The organism is Arthrobacter gengyunqii (genome assembly GCF_023022985.1).
Classification (GTDB): domain Bacteria; phylum Actinomycetota; class Actinomycetes; order Actinomycetales; family Micrococcaceae; genus Arthrobacter_B; species Arthrobacter_B gengyunqii.
This window is the reverse complement of the sequence record NZ_CP095461.1, coordinates 85,544-102,689: the sequence shown is the minus strand read 5'-3', so window position 1 is coordinate 102,689 and position 17,146 is coordinate 85,544. Positions and strand designations below refer to the sequence as shown.

General features: G+C 65.7%; 17 protein-coding genes. All 17 read right to left on the bottom strand.

What is annotated here, in order from left to right; genetic code table 11:
• Window positions 1-9: 9 nt before the first annotated feature.
• The 17 genes from MUG94_RS00495 to MUG94_RS00415 all read right to left on the bottom strand — a co-directional run bounded on the left by MUG94_RS00495 (window position 10) and on the right by MUG94_RS00415 (window position 17,130).
• Complete coding sequence (locus MUG94_RS00495; RefSeq protein ID WP_227891023.1) at window positions 10-2,517, bottom strand: ATP-dependent Clp protease ATP-binding subunit; 2,508 nt, start codon at window positions 2,515-2,517, stop codon at window positions 10-12.
• 122 nt (window positions 2,518-2,639) lie between these two features.
• Complete coding sequence (locus tag MUG94_RS00490; RefSeq protein ID WP_227891022.1) at window positions 2,640-2,966, bottom strand: histone-like nucleoid-structuring protein Lsr2; 327 nt, start codon at window positions 2,964-2,966, stop codon at window positions 2,640-2,642.
• 97 nt (window positions 2,967-3,063) lie between these two features.
• Window positions 3,064-3,246, bottom strand: a complete 183-nt coding sequence (locus MUG94_RS00485) for a hypothetical protein (RefSeq protein WP_227891021.1) — start codon at window positions 3,244-3,246, stop codon at window positions 3,064-3,066.
• Between the two features lie 3 nt (window positions 3,247-3,249).
• Window positions 3,250-4,704 (bottom strand): lysine--tRNA ligase, encoded by a 1,455-nt coding sequence (gene lysS, locus MUG94_RS00480; RefSeq protein WP_227907565.1) that lies wholly within the window; start codon window positions 4,702-4,704, stop codon window positions 3,250-3,252.
• Between the two features lie 147 nt (window positions 4,705-4,851).
• Complete coding sequence (gene panC, locus MUG94_RS00475; protein WP_227907462.1) at window positions 4,852-5,811, bottom strand: pantoate--beta-alanine ligase; 960 nt, start codon at window positions 5,809-5,811, stop codon at window positions 4,852-4,854.
• Window positions 5,808-6,728 carry a Rossmann-like and DUF2520 domain-containing protein gene (locus MUG94_RS00470; RefSeq protein WP_227907460.1) on the bottom strand — a complete coding sequence of 307 codons (921 nt, stop codon included), beginning with the start codon at window positions 6,726-6,728 and terminating at the stop codon, window positions 5,808-5,810. Before MUG94_RS00470 ends, panC begins: the two co-directional genes overlap by 4 nt.
• The gene (locus tag MUG94_RS00465) at window positions 6,715-8,352 is read right to left on the bottom strand and encodes a PH domain-containing protein (protein ID WP_227907459.1); all 1,638 of its coding nucleotides are present in this window, start codon (window positions 8,350-8,352) and stop codon (window positions 6,715-6,717) included. The genes MUG94_RS00470 and MUG94_RS00465 overlap by 14 nt, the downstream gene beginning before the upstream one ends.
• Complete coding sequence (locus MUG94_RS00460) at window positions 8,349-8,861, bottom strand: PH domain-containing protein (RefSeq protein ID WP_227907458.1); 513 nt, start codon at window positions 8,859-8,861, stop codon at window positions 8,349-8,351. Before MUG94_RS00460 ends, MUG94_RS00465 begins: the two co-directional genes overlap by 4 nt.
• A complete protein-coding gene (locus tag MUG94_RS00455; RefSeq protein WP_227891016.1) occupies window positions 8,854-9,363 on the bottom strand; it encodes a DUF3180 domain-containing protein in 510 nt (169 codons plus the stop codon). Before MUG94_RS00455 ends, MUG94_RS00460 begins: the two co-directional genes overlap by 8 nt.
• A gap of 8 nt (window positions 9,364-9,371) precedes the next feature.
• The gene (folK, locus tag MUG94_RS00450; protein WP_227907457.1) at window positions 9,372-9,869 is read right to left on the bottom strand and encodes a 2-amino-4-hydroxy-6-hydroxymethyldihydropteridine diphosphokinase; all 498 of its coding nucleotides are present in this window, start codon (window positions 9,867-9,869) and stop codon (window positions 9,372-9,374) included.
• Entirely contained in the window at window positions 9,866-10,276 is a 411-nt protein-coding gene (folB, locus tag MUG94_RS00445) for a dihydroneopterin aldolase (protein WP_227907456.1), read from the bottom strand. Before folB ends, folK begins: the two co-directional genes overlap by 4 nt.
• Window positions 10,277-10,280: 4 nt before the next feature.
• The gene (gene folP / locus MUG94_RS00440; RefSeq protein ID WP_227907454.1) at window positions 10,281-11,186 is read right to left on the bottom strand and encodes a dihydropteroate synthase; all 906 of its coding nucleotides are present in this window, start codon (window positions 11,184-11,186) and stop codon (window positions 10,281-10,283) included.
• A gap of 12 nt (window positions 11,187-11,198) precedes the next feature.
• Window positions 11,199-11,816, bottom strand: a complete 618-nt coding sequence (gene folE, locus MUG94_RS00435; RefSeq protein ID WP_227891012.1) for a GTP cyclohydrolase I FolE — start codon at window positions 11,814-11,816, stop codon at window positions 11,199-11,201.
• Window positions 11,817-11,886: 70 nt separating this feature from the next.
• Window positions 11,887-14,016 (bottom strand): ATP-dependent zinc metalloprotease FtsH, encoded by a 2,130-nt coding sequence (ftsH, locus tag MUG94_RS00430; RefSeq protein WP_227891011.1) that lies wholly within the window; start codon window positions 14,014-14,016, stop codon window positions 11,887-11,889.
• Between the two features lie 219 nt (window positions 14,017-14,235).
• Window positions 14,236-14,787: a hypoxanthine phosphoribosyltransferase gene (hpt, locus tag MUG94_RS00425; protein ID WP_227891010.1), complete on the bottom strand. Its 552-nt coding sequence runs from the start codon at window positions 14,785-14,787 to the stop codon at window positions 14,236-14,238.
• Between the two features lie 36 nt (window positions 14,788-14,823).
• A complete protein-coding gene (gene tilS, locus MUG94_RS00420) occupies window positions 14,824-15,978 on the bottom strand; it encodes a tRNA lysidine(34) synthetase TilS (protein ID WP_423724308.1) in 1,155 nt (384 codons plus the stop codon).
• A gap of 12 nt (window positions 15,979-15,990) precedes the next feature.
• Complete coding sequence (locus MUG94_RS00415) at window positions 15,991-17,130, bottom strand: zinc-dependent metalloprotease (RefSeq protein ID WP_227891134.1); 1,140 nt, start codon at window positions 17,128-17,130, stop codon at window positions 15,991-15,993.
• Window positions 17,131-17,146 lie beyond the last annotated feature (16 nt).

Sequence of the window (17,146 nt, the reverse complement as noted above, 5' to 3'; positions counted from 1 at the left end):
GCGCGGGGGTTAGTCCCCGACGCCCGCCTCAATTGCAGACGGAGCTTCTTCGAGCGCCTTCGGCACGCCGTGGCCGATGAACGTGAAGGTGGCGTCGTCTCCTTCGCCCTCCACGTCCACAGATACCAGTTCGCCGGGCTTGAGATCTCCGAACAGGATCTTCTCGGAGAGCTGGTCCTCGATCTCGCGCTGGATGGTCCGGCGCAGCGGCCGGGCACCCATGGCGGGATCGTAGCCGCGCGTGGCCAGCAGTTCCTTGGCCGCGGGGGTCAGCTCGATGGTCATTCCCTTGTCTGCCAGGCGCTTGCCGAGGCGTTCCAGGAACAGGTCCACGATCTGAACGATCTCGTCCTGCGTGAGCTGCGGGAACACCACCGTGTCATCGACACGGTTGAGGAATTCGGGGCGGAAGTGCTGGCGCAGCTCTTCCGTGACCCGGGCCCGCATCCGGTCGTAACCGGTCTTGGTGTCCGTGCCGGACTGGAACCCCGTGGAGACGCTCTTGGAGATATCCCGGGTTCCCAGGTTGGTGGTCATGATGATGATGGTGTTCTTGAAGTCCACCACCCGGCCCTGGCTGTCAGTCAGGCGGCCGTCTTCGAGGATCTGCAGCAGCGAGTTGAACAGGTCAGCGTGGGCCTTCTCAACTTCGTCGAACAGCACCACGGAGAACGGACGGCGGCGGACCTTTTCGGTCAGCTGCCCGCCTTCTTCGTAGCCGACATATCCCGGAGGGGCACCGAAGAGCCGGGAAACAGTGTGCTTCTCGGAGTATTCGGACATGTCCAAGGTGATCAGCGCGTCTTCGTCACCGAAGAGGAATTCCGCCAGTGCCTTGGCGAGCTCCGTCTTACCCACACCGGTGGGACCGGCGAAGATGAAGGAACCGCCCGGACGCTTGGGATCCTTGAGGCCGGCCCGCGTGCGGCGCATGGCCTGCGAGATGGACTTGATCGCCTGGTCCTGACCGATAACGCGCTTGTGCAGCTCGTCTTCCATCTTGAGCAGGCGCGTGGATTCTTCCTCGCTGAGCTTGACCACGGGGATGCCGGTGGAATTGGCCAGCACCTCGGCGATGAGTTCCTCATCCACCTCGGCAATGTCATCCAGGCCGCCGGACTTCCACTGACGCTCCTTTTCCGCCCGCTGGTCCTGGAGCTTCTGCTCCTTGTCCCGCAGGGAGGCAGCGCCCTCGAAGTCCTGGGAATCAATCGCTGATTCCTTTTCCAGCTTCAGCGCGGAAATGCGCTCGTCAATTTCCTTGAGCTCCGGCGGCGCGGTCATGCGGCGGATCCTCAGCCGGGCACCGGCTTCATCGATCAGGTCAATGGCCTTGTCCGGAAGGAAGCGGTCGCTGATGTAGCGCTCGGCCAGAGTTGCGGCAGAGGTCAGCGCGGCGTCCGTAATGGACACGCGGTGATGCGCTTCGTAGCGGTCCCGCAGGCCCTTCAGGATTTCGATGGAGTGCGCAACGGAGGGCTCGTTGACCTGAATCGGCTGGAAACGCCGTTCCAGAGCTGCGTCCTTCTCGATGTGCTTGCGGTACTCGTCCAAAGTGGTGGCACCGATGGTCTGCAGTTCCCCGCGGGCCAGCATCGGCTTCAGGATGGAAGCTGCGTCGATGGCGCCTTCAGCGGCACCGGCGCCCACAAGGGTGTGGATCTCATCGATGAAGAGGATGATGTCTCCGCGGGTGCGGATCTCCTTGAGGACCTTCTTCAGGCGTTCCTCAAAGTCACCGCGGTAGCGGGAACCGGCGACGAGCGAACCCAGGTCAAGCGTGTACAGCTGCTTGTCCTTGATGGTTTCGGGAACATCGCCGCGGACAATGGCCTGGGCCAGTCCCTCAACAACTGCCGTCTTGCCGACGCCGGGCTCACCGATCAGAACAGGGTTGTTCTTGGTGCGGCGGGACAGGACCTGCATGACCCGTTCCATCTCATGCTCGCGTCCGATGACCGGATCGAGCTTGGACTCGCGTGCAGCCTGGGTGAGGTTGCGGCCGAACTGGTCCAGGACAACCGAACCTGCCGGCTGGCCTTCCTGCTGCTGTCCGCCGGAGCTGACGGGTTCTTTGCCCTGGTAGCCGGAGAGCAGCTGGATGACCTGCTGGCGCACCCGGTTCAGGTCAGCTCCAAGCTTGACCAGCACCTGTGCTGCAACGCCTTCGCCTTCACGGATCAGTCCGAGCAGGATGTGCTCGGTGCCGATGTAGTTGTGGCCAAGCTGCAGGGCCTCCCGGAGCGAGAGCTCAAGAACCTTCTTGGCGCGGGGGGTGAAGGGGATGTGGCCGGACGGGGCCTGCTGGCCCTGACCGATGATCTCCTGCACCTGCTCACGCACGGCACCGAGTGAAATGCTCAGGGATTCAAGGGCCTTAGCTGCGACACCTTCGCCCTCATGAATGAGCCCGAGCAGGATGTGCTCGGTGCCGATGTAGTTGTGGTTGAGCATGCGAGCCTCTTCTTGGGCAAGCACGACAACGCGACGGGCACGGTCGGTAAATCTTTCAAACATGAGGCACACTCCTAGCTAACGCGTAATTCGATGCTACGTGTCCGGCACGTGCTTAAGGAGCGTGTTCGCCGTAGGCGTGACCCCGGCCCCCGGATAAGGTCCCCGGGAGGCCCCGCCGGACCTTAGCCCTGGGCGGCCCGGTACGCTTCGATAATTTCGCTGTTCACGCGTCCACGCTCCGAGACGGTGTACCCGTTGCTGCGGGCCCATTCACGGATTTGCGCTGCTTCGTTGCTGCGTGCAGAACCGGCAGCGCGGGGGCGGCCCGTACGGGCGCCAACTTTGCGGCCCGCGTCCACGTAGGGCTTCAGGGCCGCACGAAGATTCTTTGCATTGTCCTTGGACAGGTCGATCTCGTACTGGGATCCGTCCAGACCGAACCGCACGGTCTCATCCGCACTTCCAGCATCGAGGTCATCGACCAGAATGATTTTTACCTTTTGCGCCACGACAGGCTCCTAAGCAGTGTTAAACCGGAAAAACGATAATGAGACCACTTAGAGTATGACGCAATTGTGAATGCCCCGTCAAAGCAAACGCAGGATTTTAATTACTTTCTTTTTCCGGGGCTTGACTACTTGCTTCTCTTTCGGCCGCAAGATCGGCTTCGCGTTCCGCTTCAGCCAGTGCCTTTCGCTCCGATCGGTCAACGTTGAGAAGCGCCTTCATCACAAAATAAAAGAGAGCTCCAACACAGACTGAGGGCAGCAGAACTTCTACGTATTCCATGGTCTAACCCATTTCCGGCTTTAGCAGGGGGAACAAAATTGTTTCCCGGATACCTGTGTTCGTGAAAAGCATCACGAGACGGTCAATTCCCAGACCGATGCCGCCCATGGGCGGTGCACCGTATTCAAGGGCACGGAGGAAGTCCTCGTCAAGGGCCATCGCTTCATCGTCGCCTCCGGCAGCCTTGAGGGACTGCGCGGTGAGACGCTCGCGCTGAATGACGGGGTCGATGAGCTCCGAGAAGGCGGTGCCGCGCTCCATGCCCCCGATGATGAGGTCCCAGGCCTCAATGAGGCGGGGGTCATTGCGGTTGGGGCGGGCCAGCGGCTGGGCCGACGGCGGATAGTCATACACGAAGGTCGGCTGGATCAAGGTGGGTTCGACAATTTCACCGAACAGCTCGACCACCAGCTTTTCGGCGTCCCATTTCGGGTCCACCTTGACGTCATGCTTTTCGGCAATTCCGCGCAGGGTCTCGGCGCTGGTATCGGGGGTGATTTCCTCACCGACGGCTTCGGAAAGGCCGGGGTAAACGGACAGCCACTTCCATTCGCCGTCCAAATCAATGGTTCCGGCCTCCGTTTCGATCTGGCGGCTGCCCACCAGGTCGGCGCAGTGCAGGATGATTTCCTTGATGCGGTCCGCCATCACGTACTGGTCCGCGTACGCCTCATAGCATTCCAGCGTGGTGAATTCAGGGCTGTGGGTGGAGTCCACACCCTCATTGCGGAAAATGCGGCCCAGCTCAAAGACCCGTTCAATGCCGCCGACAACCGCCCGCTTTAGGTACAGCTCGGTGGCGATCCGCAGGGTCATTTTCTGGTCAAAGGCGTTAAGGTGCGTTTCAAACGGACGTGCCGCCGCTCCGCCGTGGATCAGCTGCAGCATGGGAGTTTCCACTTCCACGTAACCGTGGTTGTGCAGGGTGTCCCGGACGCCGCGGATGATCGCCGCGCGCTTGTAGACCATGTCGCGGGCTTCCTCGCGGACCATGAGATCCACGTAGCGCTGCCGGACCCGGGTCTCCTCGTTCAATCCGGCGTGCAGCACCGGCAGGGGGCGCAGTGCCTTCGAGGCCATGGACCATGATTCAGCCATGACCGAGAGCTCGCCGCGGCGCGAGGAAATGACTTCGCCGCGGATGAAGACGTGGTCCCCGAGATCCACGAGGGCCTTCCACTCGGCCAGGGCCTCTTCGCCAACGACAGCCAGGCTGAGCATGGCCTGCACGCGGGTGCCGTTTCCCTCCTGGAGGGTGGCGAAGCACAGCTTGCCGGTGTTGCGGATGAAGACGACGCGGCCGGTCACGCCGACAGTCTCGCCGCTGGTCTCATCGGCCTGCAGGTGCCCGAACTTTTCCCGAATCTCTTTAAGGGAGTGCGTGCGTTCCACACCCACCGGGTAGGCCTCTGAACCGCTGGCGATGAGACGAGCCCGCTTCTCTGCGCGGATGCGCATCTGCTCAGACGTGTCGGCTGCTTCGGGAACGGGGTTGGATCCGGGAACGGAGTTAGATGTGGTCACACCCTTAAGTTTACAGAGCCGCGCGGCGCAGGCTTACGGCCCGCACCCAGCTTGTTCACGGCGGCCGCTCAGCCGGGTGGTTTAACCGGTCCTTGGAATCTCCAGCGGCAGGTTGTCGATCAGGCGCACGGGGCCCACCTGCGCCGCCAGAAGTGCCAGCGCGGGTTTTTCCAGCGGACGGTCGGCGGACCCCAGCGGCTGCAGCGTCTGCGGATCCACGATGTCGAAGTAGTCCAGTTCCACCAGCGGTTCCGCTTCCACGAGGGCGACGGCGCCGGCCAGGTCCGGGGGCGAGCCGGCGGAAACGGAGTCCCGCAGGGCAAACAGGGCGCGGGAAAGCACCGCTGCGGCTCGGCGGTGGGCCGGGTCCAGGAAAACATTGCGGCTGGATTCGGCCAGTCCGTCCGCTGACCGGACCACGGGAACGGCTTTGATTTCCGCGTCGAACCCAAGGTCCGCAGCCATCCGCCGGATCAGCGCCAGCTGCTGGGCATCCTTCTGCCCAAAGTACGCACGGTAGCGGACGGGGGACACGGCCGGGGAAGCGGTGGGAGCGGCATAGTGCAGGAGCTTGGCCACCACGGTCAGCACACCGTCGAAATGCCCTGGCCGCGAGGCTCCCTCGTAACGGTTTCCCAGCTCCCCGGAGCTCACCCGAACCAGCGGCGGTCCCCCTGGGTACACTTCCGACTCTTCGGGCGCGAATACGAGGTCCACCCCGGCGTCGCCGAGCAGTTCAAGATCCGCTTCAAGGGTGCGCGGATAACGCCGCAGGTCTTCCGGATCGTTGAACTGCAGGGGATTGACGAACACCGTGGCAACAACGACGTCGTTCTCCGCCCGGGCGGCGTCCATCATCGCGCGATGCCCCGTATGCAGGGCACCCATGGTGGGAACCAGCCCAAGACTGAGCGGGCCGTCCGGCTTCCTGTCCCCGGCGCCGTCGCCACCGGCACTCCTCGCGGCAGCTTTGGCCGCGAGCGTTTCAGCGATGGCAGCCTTCAGTTCCGCTGCCGTGTGCAGCAGCCGCGGCGCGCTCATTGTCCGTCCGCGTCCCGGGTCAGGGCGTCGATGACGGCCTTGCCCCGGGTTTCACTCAACAGCCCGCGGTCGATGGCCCGCAGCGCGGTGGCCAGTGAAAGGGCACGGTAGGTGTCCCGCAGCCCGGCACTGTCCTGGGCTGCCATTTCCTCGAGGTGGGCTGCCACGGTTCCGGCGTCTCCGCGGGCAACGGGGCCGGTCAGGGCATGCTCGCCGGAGGCCAGGGCGTTTTCCAGCGAAGCGCGCATCAGCGGACCCAGCAGGCGGTCCGGGTTTTCCACGCCAATGTCCTTGAGCAGCTGGGTGGATTGGGCCGCGATAGTGACCAGATGGTTGGAGGCATGCGCCAGCGCCAGATGGTAGTTGACCCGGTCCGCCTCGTCGATGACCACCGGCTCGGCACCCATCTCCACCACCAGTGCCTGGGCAATGGGCAGCACGGCAGTGGGTGCCGTCACGCCGAAGGAGCAATCCGCCAGCCGGGTCAGGTCCAGGCTCATGCCGGTGAAGGTCATGGCCGGATGCAGGGCCAGCGGGATGGCGCCGGCCCGGCGGGCCGGCTCGAGGATCTCCGTGCCGAAGCGGCCCGACGTGTGGGCAACAAGCTGTCCTGCCTGCCAGGCGTTGGTTGCCGCCAGTCCGGAAACCAGCGGCCCCAGGGCGTCATCGGGAACGGCCAGGAGCACCAGTTCAGAGCGTTCCACAATGTCGGGAATCTCCAGGATGGGGACGCCGGGCAGCAGGTTGGCGGCGCGTTCACGGCTTTCCTCGCTCACTGCGGAAACGCCGACGACGGCGTGCTCAGCTGCGCGCAGGGCCGCGCCGAGGACGGCTCCAACCCGGCCGGCGCCGATCACGCCGATGCCTAGCCGGCCGCGCCGCCGCTTCTCTGCGGTGCTCGTATCAGAGCTGTTCATGGGGGTACTCCTTGGAAACCGGGTCAGGGGAAAGCGGTGCATCATGCCCCGCGGGTGAACCGACGGTGCCGGCCGCGGTTGACGGCGAAGTTGGTCCGGTGCCGGCGGGGCTGTTCCACCGGATGGTGCGGTCCCGGCGCCGGGCATCGCGTGCCCTGGCGGCCTGCTCCCGGAACAGCCGGCGCGCGTCGTCGTCGTCGATTTTCCGCACATGCGGCCGGACGGGACCGGGAGTGGAATGCAGGATCAGGTCACTGGTGCCAAAGCGCCGGCGCAGCGGACCCTGCTGCAGGGCCATGGACTGGGTCCGTTCGTGCGGGACCACTGACAGGACCCGCCAAAGCGCGCCGCTGCGGATCAGCAATGCCGTGTCAGTCAGGGCAAAACCGTTGCGGCGCCACGCCAGCGGCGCTATCCAGCGGGCGCGGCGCGGCGTCGTCGTGAAACCGTCAACGCTGTCCCGTCCCGTGATTCCGGCAGTGAAGAGGTCCACCGGACGGTCGGTTCCCGGCTGCGGGAGAACCAGGGCAAGGACGGCAAACACTTCGGTGAGCGTGCCGGCAGGCAGCAGCTTGGTGCGGGCCTGGGTGTCGGAGTTGGTGCCGGCGCCGTAACCGGCCACGTTGACCGACACCCGGTACCAGCCGGTCAGCCGCCACAGGGGTGACTGCGTCACGGACACAGCCTGGATCCGGCCCGGAGGCACTGTCTGCGTGCGGGTGTCCAGCAGCCCGTAGCGCAGCCGGATACCGTCCCGGGACACCGCGGCGCGGAAGTTGAAGGAGGTGGAGAACTCGGTCCAGTACCCTCCGACGGTGCCAAACAGGATGGGCAGCAGGATGGCCAGGCTGATTGCTTCGCCTGTGGCGGCGGTGACAATGAGGACAGCAATGACGCCGATGAGCAGGAACAAGGTGGTGCCGGAGAGCAGGGTGGAGGCGATGACCCGGCCCGGGCGCAGCTCCAGGACGGGCTGCTCCGGGGTTTCCCCCGGGGCGCCGCCGGCTCCGGAGTGCGCGTTGCCGCCGGCAGCGGCCCCGGACCCCGGCATACCGTCGGATTCTGTGCCGCCGGACTTTGCTCCCGTAATTCCGGAACCGGTTTCCATCCCGGTTCCCGTGCCTGCACCGGAAGCACGGTCCAGGAGCAGGGCACGAAGGCGGTGAGCATCATCGAGCTTCAGATAGGCAAGCTGGACCGCTGATTCTCCCGCGTCGGCAACCTCGAAACGCAGTTCAGCCAGCCCGAACAGCCGTGCCAGGAGGGGCTGGACAATGTCGATGGCCTGCACCCGGTCCAGGCGTGCCTGCCGCTGTTTGCGGAACACCACGCCGGAATGGACACGGACGTGCTCGTCGGTGACCTGATAACGGGTAAACCACCAGGACAGGAAAAACATGCCGGCAAGGATCACCAGGACCACGGCGAGGATTCCGGCACCGATCAGCAGCGCTGTTCCGTCGAGCGGTTCGCCGGGTCCGGCGCTGTTCCCGCGGAAGCCGGCGACCTCTTCGAACCAGTTCCGGCCAATAACAAAGGCGATCGCGGCCAGCGCGATCCAGCCGCGGACCAGCGGTGACACCGGATGGACACGGGACCACTCCCCGTCCTGCGGAACGCTCACAGTCCGGCCAACTGCGTTTCGCCGCGTTCGGACAGGTGCTCACGCAGGCGTGCACCCTCGGAGGCCGGCAGGCCAGGGAGATCAGCGTTGGTTCCGGGCGCGGCAGTGTGCAGTTTCAGGGAGCACAGGCCGAAGGCACGTTCGAGCGGTCCCACCGTCACGTCCACATACTGCATCCGGCCGTAGGGAACCACGAGAGTTCGCTGGAAGAAGATGCCGCGGCGCAGCAGGAAGTCCTCGTTGCGCTCGGCGTAGCAGACGGCACGCACCTGGCGCGGCAGCAGCACTCCGCGCCAGAGGTATCCGGCGGCGGTCAGCGCTGGAAGGCCCCAGGCCAGCCAGTCCGGAACCCAGGTCCAGATCCCCATGCTCAGAAGAATCAGGGGAACGCAGGTGACGGCCACGGTGAGCAGGGTTTCCACCGCCCAGCCGATGAGGCGGACTGTGAGGTACCTGGGCGAGATGTGCTCCCAGGACAGACCGTCCGGATCGATGGCTTCGCTAGGCATATTCTCCGTCTTCCCGTTCGTCCGGGGCGTCCGGGCGGGCGGCGGTGCCGCGCCCGTTTGAATCACCCGGCGGCAGCCGGCAGAAACGTTCCACCAGCAGACCAACGGAGATCATGAGCACCCCTCCGGCGATCATAGCCAATGACCCCCAGGTGGCAGCATGCCCCGGACGCAGGGACCACAGGGGCAGCTGCTCGAGGAAGATTCCGGCGTGCCAGCCGAACAGGAGCGAACCCGCGTACGCGGTCGCCTGGGCCAGGACCAGCGTGCGGGCGGCAGCAATCGGGTCCAGCTCCCGGTCGCGGCTGCCCTGCTGCCAGCGCCGCACCCGCAGCCCCAGAACGAGGGTGGCTCCCGAAATCAGCAGGACGGTCAGCAGCCCGAAGACGCTCAGGACCGGTGCGGGCAGCGAGTTGCGGGTGGCCCAGTCGTTAACCAGCCAGCCGGCCGCCCCGGACGCCAGGATAATGACGGCGAGCCAGCGGTATCGGATGCTTCCCACGGTGAGGATCAGTCCCCTTCGAAGATTTCCAGGCCGGGAAGGTCTTCGGCCGAGGCAGCGAGTTCGGCAACGGGGGTTCCCGAAAGCACGGCGTCCGGATCCATCCAGGCCCAGGGCTGGAGCACGAAGGCACGGGTGGCGGCGCGCGGATGGGGAAGGGTCAGGGTTTCGTCGTCGAGCACAAGATCGCCGTAGGTGATGATGTCGACGTCGAGTGTCCGCGGCCCCCAGCGGACTTCGCGCACGCGGTGGTGCGCGTTCTCAACTGCCTGGCAGTGCGCCAGAAGTTCGTGCGGTGCCAGGTCCGTCTCCACGGACACCACCAGGTTGAGGTAGTCGGGCTGGTCCGGTCCGCCCACCGGGCGGGTGCGCACCACCGGGGAAACTGCCTGCAGGCGGACGCCGGGATGATCAGCCAGCTGCGCGACGGCGTCGGACAGCGTGTCGCGGCTCTCGCCGAGGTTGCTGCCCAGGGCCAGGACTGCGGTGACGGCGCCGGCGTTCATGCCCGGCTCCGGCGGATCGTCACTGCCACGTCGCCGAAGGGAACCGTAATGGGTGCCTGCGGTTTGTGCACGGTGACCTCCACGGCGTCCACCGTCTCAAAACTGCTGAGGACGGCTTCGGCGATCCGCTCGGCCAGTGCTTCGATCAGGTTCAGCGGATCGCCGGTGATGATGGCCGTCACCTGTTCGGCGAGGATGCCGTAGTGCGCCGTCTTGGTCAGGTCATCGCTGATTCCGGCGGGCTGCAGGTCAGCGTGCAGCACCAGGTCCACGACAAAGGGCTGGCCGTTGCGGCGTTCCTCCTCGAACACGCCGTGGAAGCCCTGCGCGGTGATGCCGGTAAGGGTGATGGTGTCCCGCACGGCGCGGGAGGCGGTGTTGGCGTTGCTGGTGATCTTGGTGTCCAATGTGTCAGCCCTTCCAGGCGGCGGTGGTCTTGACGGCGTCAACGCTGGGGCCGACGTTGTGCACGCGCACGCACCAGGCGTTGGAGAAGGCGGCCAGCGCCGTTACGGCCACTGTGGCGTCGTCGCGTTCCAGGGGCGGGGCCGCCTGTCCGGACCGGGCCAGCAGGGACCCCAGGAAACGTTTCCGGGATGCGCCAATCAGCACCCGGTGACCCAGGGCATTCAGGCGTTCGGTGGCCCGCAGCAGCTCCCAGTTGGAGGAGCCGTTCTTGGAAAACCCCAGTCCGGGATCGATGATGATCTGCTCTGGCGCGACGCCGGCGGCGTAGAACGCGTTCCGGATCCGGGTGAGTTCGGAAAGAACCTCGTCCACCACTGAACCGTACGCGGCGTGCGGATCGCTGCTGCGGACCGCCCCGCGGCTGTGCATCAGCACGTAGTGGACGCCGGTGCGGGCCACCAGCTCCGGCATGGCCGGGTCCACTTCCACGCCGGACACATCGTTGATCAGCACGGCGCCGGCGGCGATGGCTTCTTCCGCCGTTGACACGTTCATGGTGTCCACGCTGACCAGGACGCCGGCTTTCACCAGGGCACGGACCACGGGCAGGATCCGGGCCTGTTCCTCTTCGGGGCTGATGCGGACGGAGTCGGGCCGGGTGGACTCGCCGCCCACATCGATGAGGTCGGCGCCGTCGTAGTGCATCTTTAGGCCGGCATCGACGGCTGCCCCGGTGTCAGCGAAGCGTCCTCCGTCGCTGAAGGAATCCGGGGTGACATTCAGGATTCCCATCACCAGGGTGCGGTCGGACGGCAGGTCCTCGAACCGGCGCGGCGCCCGGGCCGGGCTCAGCAGCCGCAGCGGAGACGTGGCCGGACCGGTGCCGGGTGCGGCGGCGAGTGAATCCATGGGGATGGCGTCCTAACGTCCGAGAATGAGGCTCATGGCCTCGGCACGGGTGGCGGTTTCGCGCAGCTGGCCGCGCACCGCCGAGGTGACGGTCTTGGCTCCAGGCTTGCGTACCCCGCGCATTGACATGCACAGGTGCTCGCACTCGATGACGACTATGGCGCCGCGCGGGCTGAGGTTGGCCATCAGGGCCTCCACGATCTGGGTGGTCAGGCGCTCCTGGACCTGGGGGCGGCGGGCATAGACCTCCACCAGCCGGGCCAGCTTGCTCAGCCCGGTAACCTTGCCGTCCTGGGACGGTATGTAGCCAATGTGCGCGGTGCCGTGGAAGGGCACCAGATGATGTTCGCAGGTGGAGAAGAACGAAATGTCCTTCACCAGGACCATCTCTTCATGCTCAATCGCAAAAGTGGTGGCGAGCAGGTCCGCCGGGTCCTGGTGCAGGCCGGCGAAGATCTCCGCATACGACTTCGCCACGCGTTTGGGCGTGTCCTGCAGCCCTTCGCGGTCGGGGTCCTCGCCGATGGCCAGCAGGATCTCGCGGACCGCCTTCTCGATTCGGGGCTGGTCCACGGGAGCCAGGGGACCGGAGAGATTCTCCTCAGTCAGTTCATCGTCGAAATCCGTCACTGCTTGATCCTACCGTGCGTGTCCGGAACGACGGCGGCCCGGCACTTTCGTGCCGGGCCGCCGTTCGCTGCTAGCTGTTGTTCTGCTCCGGGGTGCCGGTGCCGTCGGTGCGTCCGGCCGTTCCGCCGGCGCCACCCTGGTTGCCGGGATGCCCGGACCCGCTGCCCTCGGGCTGCGGGAGACCGTTGCTGGACACATCGAAGCCCTGGGGCAGGTCGGCATCCGCAATCTGGTCCTGCGGGGAGACGGAATCCGGATCCGGCTGCCCGTTGGCTGCTGCTTCGCGGCGCTCCTTGGCGGAGACCACCGGCGGCAGGCTGTGGACCTGTCGGGTGGGCTTTGACAGCCAGACTTCGCGGACGTCGCGCTTGCGCACGTCGTGGAAGACCTCGGCGATCTCGGCCTGGTTCAGCGTCTCGCGTTCGAGCAGTTCCAGTGCCAGCCGATCCAGGACATCCCGGTTTTCGGTCAGGATCTGGTAGGCCTCGTCGTGGGCGTTATCCAGCAGGCGCCGGATTTCCTCATCGACAACGTAGGCCACCTGGTCGGAGTAGTTCCGTTCCTGGCCCATGTCGCGGCCCAGGAAGGGTTCACCGCCGCCGCTGCCGAGCTTCACGGAACCGATCCGCTCGCTCATGCCGTACTGAGTGACCATCTTGCGGGCCGTGGCGGTGGCCTTCTCGATGTCGTTGGACGCGCCGGTGGACGGATCGTGGAACACGATTTCTTCAGCCACCCGTCCGCCCATGGCGTAGGCGAGCTGGTCCAGCAGTTCGTTGCGCGTGACCGAGTACTTGTCATCCTGCGGCAGCACCATCGTGTAACCCAGGGCGCGGCCGCGGGGCAGGATGGTCACCTTGGTGACGGGGTCGGTGTTGCGCAGCGCCGCTGCCACCAGGGCGTGGCCGCCCTCGTGGTAGGCGGTGATCTTGCGCTCAAGTTCCTTCATCACGCGGCTGCGCTTCTGCGGGCCGGCGATGACGCGGTCGATGGCTTCGTCCAGTGCCCGGTCATCGATGAGCTGGGCGTTGGAGCGCGCGGTGAGCAGCGCAGCTTCGTTGAGCACGTTGGCGAGGTCTGCACCGGTGAAACCGGGGGTCTTGCGTGCCACGGTTTCCAGGTCGACGCCCTCGGCCATCGGCTTACCCTTGGCGTGCACCTGCAGGATGTGCAGGCGTCCCTGCATGTCAGGGGCCTCAACCCCGATCTGGCGGTCGAAGCGGCCCGGGCGCAGCAGGGCGGGGTCCAGCACGTCGGGACGGTTGGTCGCGGCAATCAGGATGACGTTGGTATTGCCGTCAAAGCCGTCCATTTCCACCAGCAGCTGGTTCAGGGTCTGCTCGCGCTCGTCATTTCCGCCGCCCACGCCGGCACCGCGGTGACGGCCGACGGCGTCAATCTCGTCCACGAAGATAATGGCCGGGGAGTTGGTCTTGGCCTGCTCAAACAGGTCGCGGACGCGGGACGCGCCAACGCCGACGAACATCTCGACGAAGTCCGAGCCGGAGATGGAGTAGAAGGGCACTCCGGCCTCGCCGGCCACAGCGCGGGCCAGCAGGGTCTTACCGGTGCCGGGAGGGCCGTACAGCAGCACGCCCTTGGGGATCTTGGCGCCCACGGCCTGGAACTTCGCCGGATCCTGCAGGAACTCCTTGATTTCGTGCAGTTCCTCCACTGCCTCGTCAGCGCCGGCGACGTCGGCGAAGGTTACCTGCGGCATGTCCTTGTTGGTCAGCTTTGCCTTGGACTTTCCGAACTTCATCACCTGCGACCCGCCGCCCTGCATGCGGGAGAGGAGGAACCAGAAGATGACGCCGAGAATGATGAACGGCAGGAACAGGCCCAAGAAGCTGGTGAACCAGTTGGTCTGCACCGGCTGGTCGGTAAAGCCTTCGGCGCCGGACTCATTCACCGCGGTAACAATGTCCTCACCGCGGGCAGTGCCGAAGAAGAACTGGACGTTCTCGCTTTCCTTGCCGCTGCTGTCCTTGTACGGCTCCTCGAGCGTGAGGTCCACGCGCTGCTCGCCGTCGTAAATTTTGGCCTGCTCCACCTTCTGGTCCTTGAGCAGCTGAAGGCCCACGCTCGTGTCCACCTGTGTTGCCCCGCTGGGGGAAAGGGTGGGAAGAATGAGCACAAGAAGGGCCAGCGCCAGGATTATCCAAATAAACGGGCCCTTGAGGAAGTTCTTAGATTTCATTCGTCGTCAGGGCGTGCGCCCCGTCCCTCCTGATCAACAACGCTGATAATGCGCGGAAATATACTTGAACAAGCTATACACCGTTACCTGATGGAACACGTCCGGAATACCGGGAAAGTTCCCTCAGGGCGTAGGAGGCCGGCGTGATGCTGATCGCGGGTGCGGCACCGGAAGCGGCCCGCAGGCTCGTTGTCCGGTGCCGCCCAACTGCGTTGGTGCTTACTCGTAAACGTGCGGAGCCAGGGTTCCGATGAAGTCCAGGTTGCGGTACTTCTCGGCGAAGTCCAGGCCGTACCCGACCACAAACTCGTTGGGGATGTCATAACCGACGTACTTGACGTCGATTTCAACCTTCGCGGCGGTGGGCTTGCGCAGCAGCGTGCAGATCTCGACGCTGGCCGGTCCGCGGGACTGCAGGTTGGTGCGCAGCCAGGACAGGGTAAGGCCGGAGTCGATGATGTCTTCGACGATCAGCACATGCTTGCCCAGAAGGTCGGTTTCAAGGTCCTTGAGGATGCGGACGACGCCGGAGGACTGCGTGCCGGAACCGTAGGAGGAAACTGCCATCCAGTCCATGGTGACGTGGCTGTGCAGGGCACGGGACAGGTCTGCCATGACCATCACGGCACCCTTGAGCACGCCAACCAGCAGGACGTCGCGTCCGGCGTAATCGCGGTCAATCTCTGCCGCGAGTTCGTTAACCCGTGTTTGAATCTGCTCTTTGGTGTAGAGAACGTGCTTGAGGTCTGACTGGACGTCGTGTGAATCCACGAATGGCTCCCGGGTGCGAGATGTTGCAGCTGGATTTTAGGTGCTGCTCTTTTTCCTAAAGACAAGATTGCCATAGCCGGAGGGGCCTTGGGGAACCGGATTGTTGCGGACCTGCCGGTACACGCTGACTTTGCCGACCAGTTCCACGGGCCCGGCGGAGCCTGTGCGGCTCAGCAGCGCCTCCACCGAACGCAGGCGCTCCCAGCTGGGCTGGGCACCTCCGAGTTCGACGGCGGCGAGGGCCAGAACGCGCTGCCGCACCGCCGGAGCCAGCTCCCGCAGCTGCGCCTCGGGCAGCAGGATCATGTCCGGCTGAGCGTCTCCGGCCCCGGATGCGGGTGCCTGCGGCACGCGCAGCTTGGCGAACATGTCGGCGCTCACGGCGTCGAGGTAGTCGGCGTCACCGGCGAGAATACGTGAGGAACGGAACAGTGCTTCGGCAATTCCCGGCCCCAGTTTGTCCTCCAGGAAGGGCAGCACCTCGGCCCGGACCCGTGACCGTGCGAACGCCGGATCCGCATTGCTGGGGTCAAACCACGGGTCCAGTCCTTCGCTGTCGCAAATTTCCTCGGTCTCGCTCCGGCGCAGGCCGAGCAGCGGGCGCAGGTACTTTCCGCGGATGGGGCGCATCCCGGCCAGCGACCGGGTGCCGGATCCGCGGGCCAGGCCCAGGAGCACCTGCTCGGCCTGGTCGTCGAGGGTGTGGCCCAGCAGCACTGCGTCGGCTCCTGTCTCTTCCACGGCCGCATCCAGCGCCGCATAGCGGACAGTCCGGGCCGCGGCCTCGGGTCCCATGCCGGAAGCCGGCACTGAAACGGCGCGGACCTGGACCGGGTCCAGCCCCATGTCCGTTAGCTTCGCTGCGGCTGCCGCGGCCACCTCGGCCGATCCGGGCTGCAGGGCATGGTCCACGACGACGGCACCCACCCGGTAGTCGCCGCGGCGGGCGAAGAACGACGCCGCTTCGGCCAGGGCCAGCGAGTCGGGTCCGCCGCTGCAGGCCACCAGCAGCAGGGGCGGCGGCGCCGAAGCTGTGCCGCGCGGCTCGAGGCCCGCGTCCACCAGGGCGTCGCGGAGCATGTTGCGTGCTTTGCCCAGGGTGGGGTTCAGGCGTTTGCGCGGCCTGCGTGCCGCCATGGAGCCGGAAGCGGGGGCGGGGGCGGGGGCGGGGAAATCAGAATCAGTTGGCATCTGCACGTTCGGTTAGAGCCCCATCCGGGTCATCCAGAGGGACGGGTTGTGGATTTCGGCTTCGGTGGGCAGGTTCTCCGGGCCCTCCCAGACCCGGTTGAACCCTTCCATTCCCGCACGGTCGACCACGGACCGGACAAACTTGGAGCCGTCCTTGTACTGGCGCATCTTCGCGTCCAGGCCCATGATCTGGCGGAAAAAGCGGTCCAGCCAGCCGTGGCTTTTACCCCGGGCGTTGAACCGCTGGCGGATGGTCTTCACGCTGGGAACAATGCTGGCGTCCACGGCGTCCATCACCACGTTGGCGTGCCCCTCCAGCAGGGACATGACCGCGGTCAGGTGCGACATCCGCTTCTTGTCCTCCGGGTCCTGCAGGAGGGACATGATGTCCATCGGGCGGCGGGGAACGCCGTCGTCATTGCTGCCGGTGAGGGCATTCCGCCCCTCAGGGGAGGCAAGGGTCTTGGCTGCCTGGCCCAGGCGCTCGGACAGGGTTTGGGCCTTGTCCATCAAGCCGTCGGTCAGCAGGCCGATCTGTTCGATCATGTGCCCGCGCAGCCAGGGTGCGGCCGCGAACTGCACCCGGTGGGTTTGCTCGTGCAGGCATACCCAGAGCCGGAAGTCCGAGGGATCCACGTTCAGCTCGCGTTCCAGGGTGATGATGTTCGGCGCCACCAGCAGGAGCCTGCCGCCTGCGGGACCGCCGGGGGTCTGGGCAGCGAAGGGATCGTACTGTCCCAGCACCTTCGAGGAGAGGAAGGCCAGCACAGCGCCGAGCTGGGCGCCGGTCAGGGTGCCGCTGAGCGCGGTGTTGGCGCCCTTGAGCTGCTCCGGATGCGTCCGGGCAAGGTTCTCGAGCGCAGGATTCATCAACACGGCAAAGCTGCGCGAATTCGCTTTGGCCCAGGACGCGCGGTCCACCACGAGGACCTCTGAATCCCGCAGGTCGCGTGCGGCGTCCAAACCCGTGATCCGGTGCACGTGGGTCACCGCCTCGTCTGCGCGCGCCCGCAGGTCCGCCACTGCCCCGCGGATCTCCCGGGCGGACATCTTGGGTCCGGCGGACACGAGGGTGGCAGCCGTTCCGGCGGCCAGGTCCCAGTTCACCAGGTCGGGGCCGGCCGGGGCAGGGTGCTGCTGATAGCTCTCCATCCGTCCATCAGACCAC

Bases quoted from the DNA above. Each gene is read 5' to 3' on its own strand.
- panC (WP_227907462.1), bottom strand. From the start codon at position 5,811: ATGAGCGCGCCGCGGCTGCTGCACACGGCAGCGGAACTGAAGGCTGCC.
- MUG94_RS00460 (WP_227907458.1), bottom strand. From the start codon at position 8,861: ATGCCTAGCGAAGCCATCGATCCGGACGGTCTGTCCTGGGAGCACATC.
- ftsH (WP_227891011.1), bottom strand. From the start codon at position 14,016: ATGAAATCTAAGAACTTCCTCAAGGGCCCGTTTATTTGGATAATCCTG.
- tilS (WP_423724308.1), bottom strand. From the start codon at position 15,978: ATGCCAACTGATTCTGATTTCCCCGCCCCCGCCCCCGCCCCCGCTTCC.
- MUG94_RS00470 (WP_227907460.1), bottom strand. From the start codon at position 6,728: ATGAACAGCTCTGATACGAGCACCGCAGAGAAGCGGCGGCGCGGCCGG.
- lysS (WP_227907565.1), bottom strand. From the start codon at position 4,704: ATGCGCATCCGCGCAGAGAAGCGGGCTCGTCTCATCGCCAGCGGTTCA.
- MUG94_RS00415 (WP_227891134.1), bottom strand. From the start codon at position 17,130: ATGGAGAGCTATCAGCAGCACCCTGCCCCGGCCGGCCCCGACCTGGTG.
- folK (WP_227907457.1), bottom strand. From the start codon at position 9,869: ATGAACGCCGGCGCCGTCACCGCAGTCCTGGCCCTGGGCAGCAACCTC.
- folP (WP_227907454.1), bottom strand. From the start codon at position 11,186: ATGGATTCACTCGCCGCCGCACCCGGCACCGGTCCGGCCACGTCTCCG.
- MUG94_RS00495 (WP_227891023.1), bottom strand. From the start codon at position 2,517: ATGTTTGAAAGATTTACCGACCGTGCCCGTCGCGTTGTCGTGCTTGCC.
- MUG94_RS00485 (WP_227891021.1), bottom strand. From the start codon at position 3,246: ATGGAATACGTAGAAGTTCTGCTGCCCTCAGTCTGTGTTGGAGCTCTC.